This window comes from Pseudomonas sp. P179 (assembly GCF_000478485.2).
In the GTDB taxonomy this organism is placed as follows: Bacteria; Pseudomonadota; Gammaproteobacteria; order Pseudomonadales; family Pseudomonadaceae; genus Pseudomonas; species Pseudomonas aeruginosa.
Window position 1 is genome coordinate 47,198 of the sequence record NZ_KI517355.1, and the last position, 14,692, is coordinate 61,889.

Consider the following 14,692-nt stretch of genomic DNA (forward strand, 5'->3'; position numbering starts at 1 on the left):
GCCTTCCCATGTCTAGCGACGCATTGCCGCTGCTGAGCATCCGCGGGGTCGGCAAGACCTACGCGCAGCCGGTGCTGGCGGAGATCGACCTGCAACTGTTCGGCGGCGAGGTGCTGGCCCTGACCGGCGAGAACGGCGCCGGCAAGAGCACCCTGTCGAAGATCGTCGGCGGCCTGGAACGTCCCGGCGCCGGCAGCCTGGAGCTCCTCGGCCGGCCTTACGCCCCCGCTAGCCGCCGCGAGGCCGAGGGGCTGGGCGTGCGCATGGTGATGCAGGAACTGAACCTGCTGCCGACCCTGTCGGTGGCGGAGAACCTGTTCCTCCACGACCTGCCCCGGCGCGCCGGCTGGATCGACCGTCGGCGCCTGCGCGCGGCGGCCCGCGAGGCGATGGCCCAGGTCGGCCTGGAGGCGATCGATCCCGACACGCTGGTCGGCGACCTCGGTATCGGCCACCAGCAGATGGTCGAGATCGCCCGCAACCTGATCGGCGACTGCCGCTTGCTGATCCTCGACGAACCCACGGCGATGCTTACCGCGCGCGAAGTGGACATGCTCTTCGAGCAGGTCGAGCGGCTGCGCGAACGCGGCGTGGCGATCGTCTACATCTCCCATCGACTGGAGGAACTGGCGCGGATTTCGCAGCGCATCGCGGTGTTGCGCGATGGCCGCCTGGTCTGCGTCGAGCCGATCGAGCGCTACGACGCCGACCAACTGGTGACCCTGATGGTCGGCCGCGACCTGGGTGAGCGCTTCGACCTGGGCCCACGGCAGACCGGTGCGCCGCTGCTGCGGGTGGAGCGGCTGAGCCGGCGGGGCAAGGTGCATGAGGTGTCGTTCGAGGTGCGCGCGGGGGAGATCTTCGGCATTTCCGGACTGATCGGCTCCGGGCGCACCGAATTGTTGCGCCTGATCTACGGCGCCGACCGTGCCGACGGTGGGCAGGTCCTGCTTGGCGATCCGCCGCAGCGCCTGAGCCTGCGTTCGCCGGCCGACTCGGTGCGCCAGGGGGTGGCGCTGATCACCGAGGACCGCAAGGGCGAGGGCCTGCTGCTGGACCAGTCGATCAGCGCCAACCTCGCCCTGGGCAACCTGCCGGCGCTGGCGCGCCACGGGGTGATCGACCGGCGCCGCGAGGAAGCCCTGGCGCGGCGCCAGGTGGAGGCGCTGCGGGTGCGCTGCGCGGACACCGCGCAGGCGGTGGGCGAACTGTCCGGCGGCAACCAGCAGAAGGTGGTGATCGGCCGCTGGCTGGAACGCGACTGCCAGGTGCTGCTGTTCGACGAGCCGACCCGGGGCATCGACGTCGGCGCCAAGTTCGACATCTATGCCTTGCTCGCCGAACTGACCCGCCGGGGCAAGGCGCTGGTGGTGGTGTCCAGCGACCTGCGCGAGCTGATGCTGATCTGCGATCGCATCGGCGTGCTCTCGGCGGGACGTATGGTGGACACCTTCGAGCGCGATGCCTGGACCCAGGACGCGCTGCTGGCGGCGGCCTTCGCCGGTTACAAGAAACGCGACGCGCTGCTGGCGACGTCGTGAATACGCAACGCAAGGAACCAGAAATGAGCGACCCGACGTCTTCCGCTACCGCCGCCGCAGCGCCAACCCTGCGACGCGGCAACTATTTCGGCCTGGGCACCTACCTCGGCCTGGCCGGCGCGCTGCTGGCGATGATCGCGCTGTTCTCGGCGCTGAGCAGCCACTTCCTCAGCTATGGCACCTTCCTCGCCATCGCCAACCAGATCCCCGACCTGGTGGTGCTGGCGGTGGGCATGACCTTCATCCTGATCGTCGGCGGCATCGATCTCTCGGTAGGTTCGGTGCTGGCCCTGGCGGCCTCGGCGGTAAGCCTGGCGACGCTCGGCTGGGGCTGGGGCGTGCTGCCGGCGGCGATGCTCGGGATGGCCTGCGCGACCCTGGCCGGCTGCGTCACCGGTTCGATCACGGTGGCCTGGCGGATTCCCTCGTTCATCGTGTCCCTCGGGGTGCTGGAGATGGCCCGTGGGCTGGCCTACCAGATGACCGACTCGCGCACGGCCTATATCGGCGACGCCTATGCCTGGCTGTCCAATCCGCTGGCGTTCGGCATCTCGCCGGCCTTCGTGATCGCCCTGCTGGTGATGTTCGCCGCCCAGGCGGTGCTCACCCGCACGGTGTTCGGCCGCTACCTGATCGGCATCGGTACCAACGAAGAAGCGGTGCGATTGGCCGGTGTGAACCCGAAACCCTATAAGATTGCAGTATTCGCCCTGATGGGGCTGCTCGCCGGGTTGGCCGCGCTGTTCCAGATCTCGCGTCTGGAAGCGGCCGATCCCAACGCCGGGGTCGGCCTGGAACTCCAGGTCATCGCCGCGGTGGTGATCGGCGGCACCAGCCTGATGGGCGGGCGAGGTTCGGTGGTCAGCACCTTCTTCGGCGTGCTGATCATTTCCGTATTGGCGGCGGGGCTGGCGCAGATCGGTGCGTCGGAGCCGACCAAACGAATCATTACCGGGGCGGTGATCGTGGTAGCGGTGGTGCTGGATACCTACCGCAGCCATCGCGCCCGCAGACAGGGCTGAACGATGGCGACAATGAAGGACGTGGCGGCGATGGCGGGGGTTTCCTTCACCACCGTATCGCATGTGGTGAACAGGACGCGGCCGGTCAGCGACGCGGTGCGCAAGAAGGTCGAGGACGCCATCGCGCAGCTGCACTACGTGCCCAGCGCGGTGGCGCGCTCGCTGAAGGTGCGCACCACCTCGATCATCGGCCTGCTGGTGCCGAACAGTACCAACCCGTATTTCGCCGAGCTGTCGCGCGGCATCGAGGATTGCTGCGAGCGCAACGGTTACTGCGTGATCCTCTGCAACTCCGACGACAACCCGCAGAAGCAGGCCAACTACCTGCGCGTGCTCCAGGAGAAACGTATCGACGGCCTGGTCCTGGCGTCCGCCGGCGGCGACGGCGCGCTGGCCAAGGGACTGGCGAACATGCGCACGCCGACCGTGATCGTCGACCGCGAGGTGGAAGGCGTGGAAGCTGACCGGGTGCAGATCGACCATGAGATGGGCGCCTATCTGGCGACCCGCCACCTGCTCGAACTGGGCCATCGCGACATCGCCTGCATCGGCGGGCCGCTGTCGACCAAGGTTTCGACGCTGCGGGTCGAGGGCTACCGGCGGGCGATGGCCAAGGCCGGCCTGGAGGTGCGCCCGCAGTGGCTGCTGGAAAGCGAGTTCAGCAGCCCCGGCGGCTACCACGCGGCGCTCGGCCTGCTGGGCGGCGAGGGCGAGCGACCGACGGCGATCGTCGCCGGCAACGACATGATCGGCATCGGCGTGCTGCGCGCCGCGGCCGAGCTGAATATCAGGGTGCCGCACGAACTGTCGGTGATCGGCTTCGACGATATCGAGCTGAGCCGCTTCGTGTTTCCCGCCTTGACCACCGTGGGCCAGTCGATCCGCCTGCTCGGCGAGATCGCCGCGCAACTGCTGCTGCAACGCATCGCCGAGCGCGAGGAGCCGATGCAGCGGCGGGTGGTGGCGCCGGCGCTGGTCCTGCGCGAATCCACCGCGCCGCCGCTGGTGCGGGTCTGAACCGGGCGCCGGGGGCGCCCTCGCTAGAGAGAGGCTGGAACAAGGACGCAACGATGCAAGCGAAAGTACTGGTGGTGGGCAGCCTGAACATGGACCTGGTAGTGCGCGCGCCGCGCCTGCCACGGGGCGGCGAGACCCTCGCCGGGCAGTCCTTCACCACCATTCCCGGCGGCAAGGGCGCCAACCAGGCGGTCGCCGCGGCGCGTCTCGGCGCTGGGGTGGCGATGATCGGCTGCCTTGGCGACGATGCCTACGGCGACCAGCTGTACCGCGCGCTGCAGGCCGAGGGCATCGACTGCCAGGGCGTCGAGCGGGTGGCCGGGGAGTCCAGCGGGGTGGCGCTGATCGTGGTCGACGACAGCAGCCAGAACGCCATCGTCATCGTCGCCGGCGGCAACGGCCACCTGTCGCCGGCCGTGCTGGTGCGCCACGAACACTTGCTGGAGCAGGCGCAGGTGGTGGTCTGCCAGCTGGAAAGCCCGCTGGAGACGGTTGGCCATGTGCTGCGCCGGGCCCATGCGCTGGGCAAGACGGTGATCCTCAACCCGGCGCCGGCCACCCGCGACGTGCCGGCGGACTGGCTGCCGCTGGTGGACTACCTGGTCCCCAACGAGACCGAAAGCGAACTGCTCTGCCGCCTGCCGGTGGACTCCCTGGAGAGCGCCGGGCGTGCCGCCGAGCGCCTGCGCGAAATGGGCGCCGGCAGGGTGATCATCACCCTCGGCGCCCAGGGCGCCCTGCTGGTGGGCGAGGGGCGGGTCGAGCATTTCCCGGTGGCGCGGGTCAAGGCGCTGGATACCACGGCGGCCGGCGACACCTTCGTCGGTGGCTTCGCCGCGGCCCTTGCGCGCGGCCTCGACGAGGCGGCGGCGATCCGTTTCGGCCAGGCCGCCGCGGCGATCTCGGTGACCCGCCTCGGCGCGCAGACCTCGATCCCCTCGCGCGAGGAAGTCGAGCGGGCGCTCGCTGGCGAGGCTTGAGAGGGACGGTGCCGTTGCTACCGGCGGATAACGCCTGCGCAGCTAGGCGAGGATCGCTCCCAGGCTCACGCATCCCTTCGAGGGGTAGGGCATGCCCAGGCTCGAACGGTGGCCCCTCAGAAGTAGTAGGGGAATTTCACGCCGAAGGTAAAGTCCGGCGCGTCCGGAGTGATGCCGATGGACAGGCTGGGCACGATGCTGAACCTGTTGCTCACCGCATAGGTCATGCCCAGGCCGAAGTAGCCGGCGTTGGCGTCGCTGCCGCTGACGGTCTGCCAGCTCTGGCCGTCCTGCTTGACCTTGCTCTTCTGGCTGATCAGCTCTGAGAAGGAGAACGACATGCTCATCTTCTCGTTCAGCGCGAAGGCCACGCCGACGCCGAGTTGGAACCAGTTGCCGAGCTTGACCTTGCCGCCGGTCTTCACGCCTTGCTGCGGGTTGATGTCGTCGAACGACTCTTCGAAGTTGTAGGTATACGACAGGCTGCCGAACAGCACCGCCGGGTCCACCGTCTTCACCAGCGAGATGCCCGGGGTGATCGACCAGACGCCGTTGCCGGTGGGCAGGTCGTCGGGCACGTTGAGGTTGTTGTTGCCCGGTACCTGCTTCAGCTTGATGCCGTAGGGATCCTTGCCGGTGGGCGCCTTGACCCGCAGGCTGACCACCGCGTCCGGGGTGCTCTCGCTTTCGTCGAGGAACTTGTAGGCGACGCCGAAGCTGACGTCGCCCAGGCGTGGGTCGCCGGTCACCGATTTCTCGGTGATCTGCGAGGTCGAGCCGCCGGCGCCGGCGGACTGGTAGGTCGATTCGCGATAGACCACCGGGGCGTTGATATCCACCTGCCAGCGCTGGTTCCAGTTGTAGCGGCCGGTCAGGTCGAGGGTCCAGATGTCGGCATCGATCTGGTCCACGCCGATGTTGCCGAGGAAGATCGAGTCCAGCGCCAGGAAGCCGTTGAGGAACAACTGGCGGGTGTCGTAGTGGCTGTAGGTGAGGCCGGTCTCCAGGCTGAAGGTGCCGCCGCCGAAGAAGCCGCTGGCGTCCTGGTAGATGTTTTCCACGCTGGGCGCGGGCGCGCCATCGTCCTTGAGGCTGGCGCCGTAGGTGCCGGCGACCGCGTTGGCGTCGTTGCGCGCCTGCGCCGGCGGCTGGATCGACTTGACCAGGCGTTGCGGCTGCGGCGCCTGGGGTTGCGCCTCGACCTGGCGCACGCGCTGTTCGAGGACCATCAGGGCGTTCTGCTGGGCCTCGTAGCGTTGGCGCAGCTCCAGGAGTTCCTTCTTCAGCGCCTCGACCTCGGACTCCGTCGCGGCCTGCGCCAGGAACGGGGAAACCAGGGTGGTGGCGCAGAGGACAGCTCGCAGCGAGAGTGTCTGGGTCATGTTTGCCGTTCCGTTTTTATGGCCTTCCGATAGCACAGTGATTTCAGACTAGATCAACTTTCAGTAGCCGCTGGGGCGCAGCGCGCGCAATTGCTCCCAGGCGCAATTCAGTGCCGGATCGGCGCCCGGCCGGTCCTTGAGCATCACCTCGAGCGCCGCCAGGTTCTGCACCAGGTTGCGGTTTCCGCTGAGCGCCACGCTCTGCACCAGGCCGCCGGCGCCGAGGCTTTGCAGGCTGGCGCCCTGGCCGCTGGCCTGGATCGCCAGTTGCAGGGCGCCGCCGTTCGGCGTGACCTTGACCGTGCCGGCCTCGCCGCTGAGGGCCAGCGCACCTTCCAGCGGCGTGCCGCCCGGCAGTGGCGGCGGCGCCTCGCCGTGGCGGACCTCGATGCTGACGCCATTGCTGGCGCTGTTGTGGTCGCCGGCGGTGCGGATGCTCTGGCTGACCCCCTGGGTCTGCGCCAGTCCGGCGCCGCCGAGGACCTGGCCGTTGCCGGCGACGGGTGGCGGGGCGTCGCCTGGCCGATCGACCAGGGTGACGTTGAGGACCGGGCGCGCCAGGTTCTGCCGCACCTGCAGGTCGACGCGTGCGCCGAGGACCTGGCCGCTGGCGTTCTGCCAGGTGCTGCTCATGGTCACCCCGAAGCTGACGATCCGCCCCGGCAGCACGTAGCGCCCGCGCAACTGGGAAAGCTCCTGGTCGCTCAGTTCGGCGGGGGCGAAGAGGTCGCTGGCGGGGGCGGGCAGCGCAGCGCCCAGGCAGCAGGCGAGGACGAAGCAGTGGTGCGTGTACATGGCGTGCTCCCGGAGCATCCGGCTCCTGCGATCAGAAGAAATCGCTCTGGATGAAGCCGAATTCCATCAGTTCGGCGTCCCTGACCGGTTTGAAGCGGTCCAGGCGATTGCGCGCGGTCAGCGGCTCGGGCGGCGTCAGCAGCGGATTGCCGCGGTCGTATCCCTGGCCGATCACGGCGAAGACGATGCCGTTCCAGCCCTTGGCGAACTCTGTCAGCGCGTAGCGTTTGTGCCCCAGCGCCGGGTCACCCACGTACACGTACTCGCCCTGGGTGCGTTGCAGGACGACGAAGTGCTTGTAGCCGCGGATTTCCATCAGCACGATGGCGGGTATCTTCAGTTGTTCCAGTTGCGCCGCCTCGATGCGGTAGCCGCGCGCGCGCATGCCCATGGATTCGACGTAGCGCTTCATGTCGAGCATGGAGAAGCCCTGGGTGCGGACGATCTCCGGGTCGGCGTGGGCGAGCATGCCCTGGATCACCGCCTGCTCGTCGAGCGGGGCGCCGTAGGCCTTCTCCAGGATGGTCGCGAGGGCCGCGGCGCCGCAGCTGAAATCGGTCTTCTGCTCGACCAGGTCGGCGAAGCGCCGCTCGCGGATGCTCTGCACCTGCTTGTAGACCAGGCCGCCGCCGGGCAGGGCGGGAAAGCCGAGGGTCGCCGCCTGGGCGGTGAGGTCGACGAGCAGCAGCAGGGAAAGGATGAGCGTGCGCATGGCCGGTTCCTGTGTCGGATGGAAAAGGGTTCCGGCTGGCGCCGGAACCCCTGGGCCAGGATCAGAAGCCAAGGCTCTCGCCACCGGCCGGGCAGCTGCTGCAACCGGCGGCGATGGACAGGGAGTTGCTCTGCTGGTTGCCGCCACCGGCGGCGATGTTCACCCCGACGTTGCCCGAGACGTTCTGCAACGAGTTGCTCAGGCTGGCGTTGTTGGTGACCGGGGTCTTGAAGCCGACGATCGCCGGGATGAAGCCGGACACCGTGCCTTTCAGGTCGACGTCGCCCTTTTCCTTGAAGGCGAACGCGCCGCCGTCGTGGTTCAGGTCCTTGGCGCCCTGGGCCTGGCTGTCCACGTCGATGTGGCCGGTATTGCTGCCGCCCGGATGGGTCTGGCCTTCCCAGGTGTCGAGGTAGACATCGCCGATCTGGTCGGAGGTGCCCTTGTAGCTGCCGTCGGCGTTCAGCTTCAGCGACACGTAGGTGCCGCCATAGGCGTAGTTGGCGCTGTTGACGGTGGTGTTGCCGGTGGAGGTCTGCGACGCGGCGCTACCGGCAGTGCTGTACTGGCCGTTGGAGACGGCGGCGGCCAGGTCGTTCTTCTGCTGGTTGAAGTTGCCGGCGGCGACGTTCACGCCCAGGTTGCCCGAGACGTTGTTGGCCGAGTTGCTCAGCGATGCGGTGTTGGGGTTGGAGTAGTTGTTCAGCGTATTGCCGTAGCCGCTCTGCAGCACGCTGGTGCTGGCGGTCGCGGTGCCGAACACGAAGCTGGCGTCGGCGCTGGCCAGCGCGGCGGCGTTGGCCTGCTGGTTGTTGTCGCCGGCGGCGACGTTGACCCCGACGTTGCCCGAGGCATCCTTGATCGAGCCGCTCACCGAGGCATTGTTCACCGTGCCGAAGTTGCTGACCTTGTTGTTGTAGTTCTGCTGCGTATCCACCACCAGGGCCGTGGCTCCGCCCTTGTTGTTCGACTGCGGGTTGGGTTTCGGCGGGTGCCAGCCACCTTCGTTTCCGGCGTAGGCCGATACCGACAGCACTGCAGCCATTGCCAGGGCCAGCGGGGTCAGGACCATAGTCGCTTTCATGGCGTTTCTCCTTGCATTTCTGTGCTTAGTGTTGGGCTTGTGTTGGCTTGGCAGAGTCATTCCATGACCCTGACGCTGAGGGTGTTCATCGACTGATTGCCCACCCCAGCGCTCTGGTTCACCTGCACCACGCCGCTGCTCCCGGCGAAGGCGCGATCGTCCGTCGAGACGCTGCGTCCTCCCGGGACCGGAGTGGCCGAACCGGAGACTTTGGTCAGCGCCACGCTTTGCGCGAGAACGCTGTCATCCAGGCTTTCCGGGCCGTTGCTGACGCTCAGCCGGAAGGCGTTGATCTGTTGGTTGCCGAGGCCGGCGCCCTGGTTGACGCCGAGGATGCCGCTGCCGCGTAGCGCCGCCCCCGAGATGCTGGCGCTGGCCGCGATCGGCTGGCTGGCGTCGAGTTGCAGATGCTGGCGCTGGTCGCTGCCGACGAGGGCCGCGGAGCCGACCGCGACGACACGAACGTTGCTCTGTTGCTGGGCGTCGCCGGCGGCCTGGTTGAGGGCGAAGTTGCCGCGGTAGGTGCCGCTGGCATCGATGCTGGCGCGATTGCGTGAGGCCAGCGGGTCGGCCTGGAGCGACGCGATACAGGCGAAGGCGAGGAGGAGGGCGGACAGGCGCTTCATTGACCACCCCCGAGCATCTGCAGCGGTGCCAGGCCCTGCTTGAGGCTGCCGTTGATCTGCCCGGCGAGGCCTGCGCCGGCGCCGCCTCCCGCGCCGTGGGTGGTGCCGAGGTTGCCGACGGCCTGGACCGTCGCCGGGTTCGCCGGCTGGCTGGCGAAACCCGGCAGGGCGCTTCCGGTGAGAATCATGCTGCGAATCCCGGAACCGCTGGTCACGATGGCGAAGTCGGCATCGCCCAGTTCGCGGCTCACGGTATTGCCGCTGGCCGCCCCGTTGGCGAGGGCGTTGACCTCGGCGGAGACGTTGGTGTCGACGACGGTGGGATGTGGGTCGGGCACCATGCTCGGACGGTAGGCGACCCGTGGCTGGACCTGGCGCTGGACGACGATCGTACCGTCCGCCGCATGCGCGGGGAGGCTCACCGGCACGGAGCCGACGATGACCAGCAGCGCTGGAACGACGATGCGTAGCGAACTCCCCGACATGATGGCGCTTCCTTCGTTGGCGCTGAGCCCTAATCAGCGTTGGCAGGGAGCGAGCATGGGGCGTGCCGGTTTTGCGTTTTCCTTGTCAATCAAGGGCTTGGAGGTGAGCGCCGGGGGAACCTGGCGGACAGTGTTGCATCCGTGCAACAGCAGGCCCGCCGACCATGGGGTCAAGCCTGCCGGGGAAGCGCCCGGAGCTGTTTCAGCGCCGAGACAGCTTTCCGCGGCGCCGTCGCGAAACGCTCTGCGCCAAGGGCCGGACTGTGCTGGCGGTGTATCGCTGGCGTGACAGGGCCGGCCCTTCAGCCGTCCTGGAGCAGTCCTTGCACTGCGGCGAAAGCCTGGCGCCGGCGCTCGGCCCAGTCGCCGGCGATGGCGCGGTAGGGCTGCCGATGCCGCTCCAGCCAGGCTTGGCATTCGCGGTGGAAGGCCTGGCGCTGCGCCAGTTCCGGCTGGCAGCGCTGGCCGTCGGCGCTCCAGGCCACGCCTTCCGGCGAGAGCAGCAGGTGCAGGTCGTAGCGCCGCCGCAGCAGGGCGGGTTCGAGCCAGTCCGGACAGTCGCCGAAGAGAATCCGGCTCCAGAGGATGTTGCTCAGCAGGTGGGTATCGAGGATCAGCAGCGCCGGCCGTTCCGCGCGAGCGGCCTCCTCCCAGGCCAGTTGCCCGCGGGCGATGGCGGGGATGTCGGCGTAGCAGGTGTCGCGGCGCTGTTCGTCGATGAAGTGGCGGACGTACTCGCCGACCACCCGGCCGCCGAAGCGGGCCTGGAGCTGCTCCGCAAGCCAGCTCTTGCCGCTGGATTCGGGCCCGGTGAGTACCAGCACCTTCATGCGGCGACGCCCTCGCGCAATGCCGGGTCGCGGCGCCAGGTCCGCCAGCCGTGGATCGCCAGCAGGGTGAAGAGGGCGTAGAGGGCGGCGGTCAGGTACAGCGCCTTGCTGGCGAAGAGCGCCACGAACAGCACGTCTACGGCGATCCACAGGGCCCAGCATTCCAGGCGCTTCTGCGCCATCCAGCATTGCGCCACCAGGCTGAAGGCGGTCAATCCGGCGTCCCACCAGGGACTGGCGGCATCGGTGTGGTTGGCCATCAGGTAACCGAGCGCGACGCTGCCGACCAGGCCCGCACCGAGCCCGTAGAGGCGCTGCGCGGCGTTCAGGCGGCTCACCGAGCGGCCGTCGTGGTCCTGCCCGCCGCGGGTCCACTGCCACCAGCCATAGAGCTGTAGCGCCGCGTAGACCATTTGCAGGAGCATGTCCGAATAAAGCTTCACCTCGAAGAATATCCAGGCGTAGAGCGCCACCATCACCAGGCCGATAGGCCAGCACCAGGGATTCTGGCGGACGGTCAGGTAGACGGCGATGGCGCCGAGCGAAGCGGCGAAGAGTTCAAGGGGTGACACGGAAGGCCCTCATGCGACGAGGACGCATTGTAGCGAATGTATCCGGCGCTTCGCGAAGACCAGGGCGGAGGGGACGGGCGCGGACAGATTTGTTCAGACGCCGGCTGGCAAGAATTCCAAGATTCCTGGCCGGCCGCTCTGGTAGCATGCCCGCCGGTTTCGACTTCGGCAGTGGGGGAACTGGTCGGGTTCTTCGGAGTCGTAAGGCCTTCATAAAAGACGGCGAGTGTATCGCCGAGAACAACGAAAGCTCGTTCGGGACAGTAGTAGAAGGGGGAGAAACATGGAGTGGTGGACTGCTTTCCAGGCGTTCATCCTGGGCGTCGTGGAGGGGCTGACCGAGTTCCTGCCGATTTCCAGCACCGGGCACCAGATCATCGTCGCCGACCTCATCGGCTTCGGCGGCGAACGCGCCAAGGCGTTCAACATCATCATCCAGCTGGCGGCGATCCTCGCTGTCGTCTGGGAATTTCGGGGAAAGATCTTTCAAGTCGTCCGTGACCTGCCGAGCCAGCGCCAGGCCCAGCGTTTCACCGCCAACCTGCTGATCGCGTTCTTCCCGGCGGTAGTCCTCGGCGTCCTGTTCGCCGACCTGATCCACGAGTGGCTGTTCAATCCGATCACCGTCGCCCTGGCGCTGGTGGTGGGCGGGGTGGTCATGCTCTGGGCCGAGCGCCGGAAGCATGTGATCCGCGCCGAACACGTCGACGACATGACCTGGAAGGACGCCCTGAAGATCGGCTGTGCCCAGTGCCTGGCGATGATCCCCGGCACCTCGCGGTCCGGCGCGACCATCATCGGCGGCCTGCTGTTCGGCCTTTCGCGCAAGGCGGCCACCGAGTTCTCGTTCTTCCTGGCGATGCCGACCATGGTCGGCGCGGCGGTCTATTCCGGATACGTGTACCGCGACCTGTTCCGCCCCGAGGACCTGCCGGTGTTCGCCGTCGGCTTCGTCACCTCGTTCGTCTTCGCCATGCTGGCGGTGCGTGCCTTGCTGAAGTTCATCGGCAACCACAGCTACGCGGCTTTCGCCTGGTATCGGATCGCCTTCGGCCTGCTGATCCTGGCGACCTGGCAATTCCACCTGATCGACTGGAGCACCGCCGGCGAGGTGTGAGGCCCGGGAACAGGCAAGAGGCGCGGCGCGAGCCGCGCCTTTTTTCGTCTGGCCGCCGCGGGTGGCTAGAATGCAGCGCGAAACGGGTAGCGAGCGAGTGGATGTGGATATGGAAAAGCCGGGCATGATCAGCCGCTGGTATGACGACAAGGGCTTCGGCTTCATCCTGCCGAAGAGCGGCGGGGAAGAAGTCTTCCTGCATATCTCCGCGTTCCGCGGCGACCGCCGTCCCCGCCAGGGCGACCAGGTGTGGTTTCTCGCCAGCCAGGATGCCCAGGGCCGCCTGCGCGCCGAGAGGGCGCGGCTGGACGCGCTGACCATCGATCCGCCAACTGTCCGCCGTGGCGCCCAGGCGCCGGTGACGCGGGCCCAGGCGCGGCCGGCGCCGACTCCGCCGAGCGCGTTGCAGCGCCCGTTGGCGGAGCTGCTGGTCCTGCTGATCCTCTGCGTGCTGCCGGCCGCTGGCGCCTGGCGGATGTACCTGGACGGACAGGCCCTCTGGCCGCTGCTGGCCTATCCGCTGGCCAGCCTGCTCGCATTCGCCCTCTACTGGCGGGACAAGCGCAGCGCCGCACGCGGCGACTGGCGTACCCCGGAGGTCCGCCTGCACCTGTTCGAGCTGCTCGGCGGCTGGCCTGGCGCGCTGGTCGCGCAGCAGGTATTCCGCCACAAGACCCGCAAGCTCTCGTTCCAACTGGTGTTCTGGGGCATCGTCCTGCTGCACCAGTCGTTCTGGCTCGACAGCCTGCTCGGCGGGCGCCTGTCCGCCGCGCTGTTGCAGCGGATCGGCTGAACGGCGCGGCTCACTCGCGGGCGCGGCGGTAGGCCGGGCCGGTCTCGCCCGAGGGGCGTTGCAGGGCTTCCACGAGAAAGTCGATCAAGGCACGGATAGCCGGAATCTGGCTGCTGCGCGGCAGGTAGGCGGCCTGCATGGTGCTTTTCGGCAAGGTCCACTGCGGCAGGATGCGCACCAGGCTGCCATCGGCCAGTTCCCTGTCGCAGTAGCCTTCGGGCAGCAGGGTGACGCCGAGGCCGGCCACGGCGGCTTTCTTGCGCAGGACGAAGTCGTCGACGCCCAGGCGCGGTTCGCGTTCCAACTGGTAGCGGCTGCCATCCGGCCCGATCAGGGTCGCGTGGACCTTGCGGTCGTTATGAATAGCGCCGAGGAAGGGCAGGTCTTCGAGGTCTTCCGGATGTTCCAGGCGACGCCCGGCGATCAGCGACGGGGCGGCGAGGATCTGCGTGGTCGCCGGAGCCAGGCGCCGGCAGACCAGCGCAGGGTCCTCGTCGCCGAGTTCGCGCACGCGCAGTGCCACGTCCACCCCCTCGTTGAGCAGGTCGACCCGGCGGTTGGTCAGGAGGATTTCCAGCTGGACCTGCGGGTGTCGTTCGAGAAACCGCGGCAACAGGTCGGCCAGGTTGCTCGAAGCCATGGCCACCGGTGCGGAAAGGCGCAGCCGGCCACGCGGCTCGACGCTCAGCTCGGCGATCACCTGTTCGGCCATCTCCGCTTCCAGCAGCAGGTTGCGGCAGTGCTGCAGGTAGCGTTCGCCGACCTCCGTGAGCGCCAGCTTGCGTGTCGTGCGGTGCAGCAGGCGCACCTGAAGGCGCTCCTCCAGCTCGGCGATGCGCCGCGACAGGCGCGACTTGGGAATCCCCGTCTCGCGTCCGGCCGCGGCGAAGCCGCCGCATTCCACCACCTTGGCGAAGTAGTAGAGGTCGTTGAGGTCGTGGGGCATGCAGGCGCTCCGCTGGGGGGAAAAACAGATTGTCCTATGTGTGGGACGAATAGTCATGTTTCTACCGACTAATCGTCGATTGGCCTTGCCGGTAGGATGCAAACCACTCGATCGCCACACTGCGATCCCCCACTTTCAGGAGCGAGACATGAAACTTTTGCATATCGATTCCAGCATCCTCGGCGACGCCTCCGCTTCCCGCCAACTGAGCGCCGAGCTGGTCCAGGCCTGGCGGCAGAACGAAGACGGGCTTGACGTCACCTACCGCGACCTGGCCGCCGACGCGGTGGCGCATTTCTCCGCCCTGACCCTGGCCGCCGGCAGCACCCCGGCGGAGCTGCGCGATGCCGCGCTGAAGCATGAAGTCGCGGTGGGTGAAGAAGTGCTGGAAGAGTTCCTCGCCGCCGACGTCGTGGTAATCGGCGCGCCGATGTACAACTTCACCATCTCCAGCCAGCTCAAGGCCTGGATCGATCGCATCGCGGTCGCCGGCAAGACCTTCCGCTACACCGAGAACGGCCCGGTTGGCCTGGCCGGCGACAAGAAAGTGGTGATCGTCTCCACCGCCGGTGGCGTGCATGCCGGCCAGCCGACCGGCGCGGCCCACGAAGGCTACCTGCGCACCGTGCTGGGTTTCTTCGGCATCACCGATATCGAAGTGGTTCGCGCCGAAGGCCTGGCCTATGGCGAGGAGCCCCGCGCCCAGGCCATCGCCGCCGCCCGCCGGCAGATCGCCGGGCAGTTCGCCGCGGCCTGATCCCCGCGTCATCGGAAAACCCCGCTTCGGCGG

General features: G+C 67.9%; 16 protein-coding genes. 7 read left to right on the forward strand and 9 right to left on the reverse strand.

What is annotated here, in order from left to right:
- Positions 1–8 precede the first annotated feature (8 nt).
- The 4 genes from HMPREF1224_RS40545 to rbsK are packed head-to-tail and all read left to right on the forward strand — an operon-like array spanning position 9 to position 4,560.
- On the forward strand, positions 9–1,541 hold the full coding sequence (locus HMPREF1224_RS40545) for a sugar ABC transporter ATP-binding protein (RefSeq protein WP_010794086.1): 1,533 nt from the start codon (positions 9–11) through the stop codon (positions 1,539–1,541).
- 23 nt (positions 1,542–1,564) lie between these two features.
- On the forward strand, positions 1,565–2,563 hold the full coding sequence (locus HMPREF1224_RS40550; protein ID WP_003088303.1) for an ABC transporter permease: 999 nt from the start codon (positions 1,565–1,567) through the stop codon (positions 2,561–2,563).
- A 3-nt stretch (positions 2,564–2,566) separates the two neighbouring features.
- Complete coding sequence (locus tag HMPREF1224_RS40555; RefSeq protein WP_003119158.1) at positions 2,567–3,580, forward strand: LacI family DNA-binding transcriptional regulator; 1,014 nt, start codon at positions 2,567–2,569, stop codon at positions 3,578–3,580.
- 53 nt (positions 3,581–3,633) lie between these two features.
- On the forward strand, positions 3,634–4,560 hold the full coding sequence (gene rbsK, locus HMPREF1224_RS40560) for a ribokinase (protein ID WP_010794087.1): 927 nt from the start codon (positions 3,634–3,636) through the stop codon (positions 4,558–4,560).
- Positions 4,561–4,676: 116 nt separating this feature from the next.
- On the opposite strand, the gene HMPREF1224_RS40565 is transcribed toward rbsK, so the two are convergent.
- The 8 genes from HMPREF1224_RS40565 to pnuC form a co-directional block, all read right to left on the reverse strand.
- Complete coding sequence (locus HMPREF1224_RS40565) at positions 4,677–5,942, reverse strand: transporter (protein WP_003088309.1); 1,266 nt, start codon at positions 5,940–5,942, stop codon at positions 4,677–4,679.
- 60 nt (positions 5,943–6,002) lie between these two features.
- The gene (locus tag HMPREF1224_RS40570; RefSeq protein WP_003121981.1) at positions 6,003–6,755 is read right to left on the reverse strand and encodes a hypothetical protein; all 753 of its coding nucleotides are present in this window, start codon (positions 6,753–6,755) and stop codon (positions 6,003–6,005) included.
- A 13-nt stretch (positions 6,756–6,768) separates the two neighbouring features.
- Positions 6,769–7,449 (reverse strand): C39 family peptidase, encoded by a 681-nt coding sequence (locus HMPREF1224_RS40575; RefSeq protein ID WP_003117395.1) that lies wholly within the window; start codon positions 7,447–7,449, stop codon positions 6,769–6,771.
- 61 nt (positions 7,450–7,510) lie between these two features.
- Complete coding sequence (locus tag HMPREF1224_RS40580; RefSeq protein WP_003121980.1) at positions 7,511–8,533, reverse strand: hypothetical protein; 1,023 nt, start codon at positions 8,531–8,533, stop codon at positions 7,511–7,513.
- 56 nt (positions 8,534–8,589) lie between these two features.
- Positions 8,590–9,159, reverse strand: a complete 570-nt coding sequence (locus HMPREF1224_RS40585) for a hypothetical protein (RefSeq protein ID WP_003111321.1) — start codon at positions 9,157–9,159, stop codon at positions 8,590–8,592.
- Positions 9,156–9,644 carry a hypothetical protein gene (locus tag HMPREF1224_RS40590; protein ID WP_003113478.1) on the reverse strand — a complete coding sequence of 163 codons (489 nt, stop codon included), beginning with the start codon at positions 9,642–9,644 and terminating at the stop codon, positions 9,156–9,158. The genes HMPREF1224_RS40585 and HMPREF1224_RS40590 overlap by 4 nt, the downstream gene beginning before the upstream one ends.
- Positions 9,645–9,946: 302 nt before the next feature.
- Positions 9,947–10,474 carry an AAA family ATPase gene (locus HMPREF1224_RS40595; RefSeq protein WP_003450281.1) on the reverse strand — a complete coding sequence of 176 codons (528 nt, stop codon included), beginning with the start codon at positions 10,472–10,474 and terminating at the stop codon, positions 9,947–9,949.
- Positions 10,471–11,046: a nicotinamide riboside transporter PnuC gene (gene pnuC / locus HMPREF1224_RS40600; RefSeq protein WP_003088324.1), complete on the reverse strand. Its 576-nt coding sequence runs from the start codon at positions 11,044–11,046 to the stop codon at positions 10,471–10,473. Before pnuC ends, HMPREF1224_RS40595 begins: the two co-directional genes overlap by 4 nt.
- Before the next feature lie 283 nt (positions 11,047–11,329).
- Here pnuC and HMPREF1224_RS40605 point away from each other — a divergent pair, with 283 nt between their 5' ends.
- Both HMPREF1224_RS40605 and HMPREF1224_RS40610 read left to right on the forward strand, forming a co-directional pair.
- Positions 11,330–12,163, forward strand: a complete 834-nt coding sequence (locus HMPREF1224_RS40605) for an undecaprenyl-diphosphate phosphatase (protein WP_003113476.1) — start codon at positions 11,330–11,332, stop codon at positions 12,161–12,163.
- 70 nt (positions 12,164–12,233) lie between these two features.
- Positions 12,234–12,956, forward strand: a complete 723-nt coding sequence (locus HMPREF1224_RS40610; protein ID WP_010794088.1) for a DUF1294 domain-containing protein — start codon at positions 12,234–12,236, stop codon at positions 12,954–12,956.
- Positions 12,957–12,966: 10 nt separating this feature from the next.
- Here the strand turns inward: HMPREF1224_RS40610 and HMPREF1224_RS40615 are convergent, their stop codons facing one another.
- Positions 12,967–13,902, reverse strand: a complete 936-nt coding sequence (locus HMPREF1224_RS40615) for a LysR substrate-binding domain-containing protein (protein WP_003119152.1) — start codon at positions 13,900–13,902, stop codon at positions 12,967–12,969.
- Between the two features lie 148 nt (positions 13,903–14,050).
- Between HMPREF1224_RS40615 and azoR2 the strand changes: the two genes are divergently transcribed.
- Positions 14,051–14,659: an FMN-dependent NADH-azoreductase AzoR2 gene (gene azoR2, locus HMPREF1224_RS40620; RefSeq protein WP_003088332.1), complete on the forward strand. Its 609-nt coding sequence runs from the start codon at positions 14,051–14,053 to the stop codon at positions 14,657–14,659.
- The last annotated feature ends 33 nt before the right edge of the window (positions 14,660–14,692 follow it).

Bases quoted from the DNA above. Each gene is read 5' to 3' on its own strand.
- HMPREF1224_RS40545 (WP_010794086.1), top strand. From the start codon at position 9: ATGTCTAGCGACGCATTGCCGCTGCTGAGCATCCGCGGGGTCGGCAAG.
- HMPREF1224_RS40550 (WP_003088303.1), top strand. From the start codon at position 1,565: ATGAGCGACCCGACGTCTTCCGCTACCGCCGCCGCAGCGCCAACCCTG.
- HMPREF1224_RS40555 (WP_003119158.1), top strand. From the start codon at position 2,567: ATGGCGACAATGAAGGACGTGGCGGCGATGGCGGGGGTTTCCTTCACC.
- rbsK (WP_010794087.1), top strand. From the start codon at position 3,634: ATGCAAGCGAAAGTACTGGTGGTGGGCAGCCTGAACATGGACCTGGTA.
- HMPREF1224_RS40565 (WP_003088309.1), bottom strand. From the start codon at position 5,942: ATGACCCAGACACTCTCGCTGCGAGCTGTCCTCTGCGCCACCACCCTG.
- HMPREF1224_RS40570 (WP_003121981.1), bottom strand. From the start codon at position 6,755: ATGCTCCGGGAGCACGCCATGTACACGCACCACTGCTTCGTCCTCGCC.
- HMPREF1224_RS40575 (WP_003117395.1), bottom strand. From the start codon at position 7,449: ATGCGCACGCTCATCCTTTCCCTGCTGCTGCTCGTCGACCTCACCGCC.
- HMPREF1224_RS40580 (WP_003121980.1), bottom strand. From the start codon at position 8,533: ATGAAAGCGACTATGGTCCTGACCCCGCTGGCCCTGGCAATGGCTGCA.
- HMPREF1224_RS40585 (WP_003111321.1), bottom strand. From the start codon at position 9,159: ATGAAGCGCCTGTCCGCCCTCCTCCTCGCCTTCGCCTGTATCGCGTCG.
- HMPREF1224_RS40590 (WP_003113478.1), bottom strand. From the start codon at position 9,644: ATGTCGGGGAGTTCGCTACGCATCGTCGTTCCAGCGCTGCTGGTCATC.
- HMPREF1224_RS40595 (WP_003450281.1), bottom strand. From the start codon at position 10,474: ATGAAGGTGCTGGTACTCACCGGGCCCGAATCCAGCGGCAAGAGCTGG.
- HMPREF1224_RS40605 (WP_003113476.1), top strand. From the start codon at position 11,330: ATGGAGTGGTGGACTGCTTTCCAGGCGTTCATCCTGGGCGTCGTGGAG.
- HMPREF1224_RS40610 (WP_010794088.1), top strand. From the start codon at position 12,234: ATGCAGCGCGAAACGGGTAGCGAGCGAGTGGATGTGGATATGGAAAAG.
- HMPREF1224_RS40615 (WP_003119152.1), bottom strand. From the start codon at position 13,902: ATGCCCCACGACCTCAACGACCTCTACTACTTCGCCAAGGTGGTGGAA.
- azoR2 (WP_003088332.1), top strand. From the start codon at position 14,051: ATGAAACTTTTGCATATCGATTCCAGCATCCTCGGCGACGCCTCCGCT.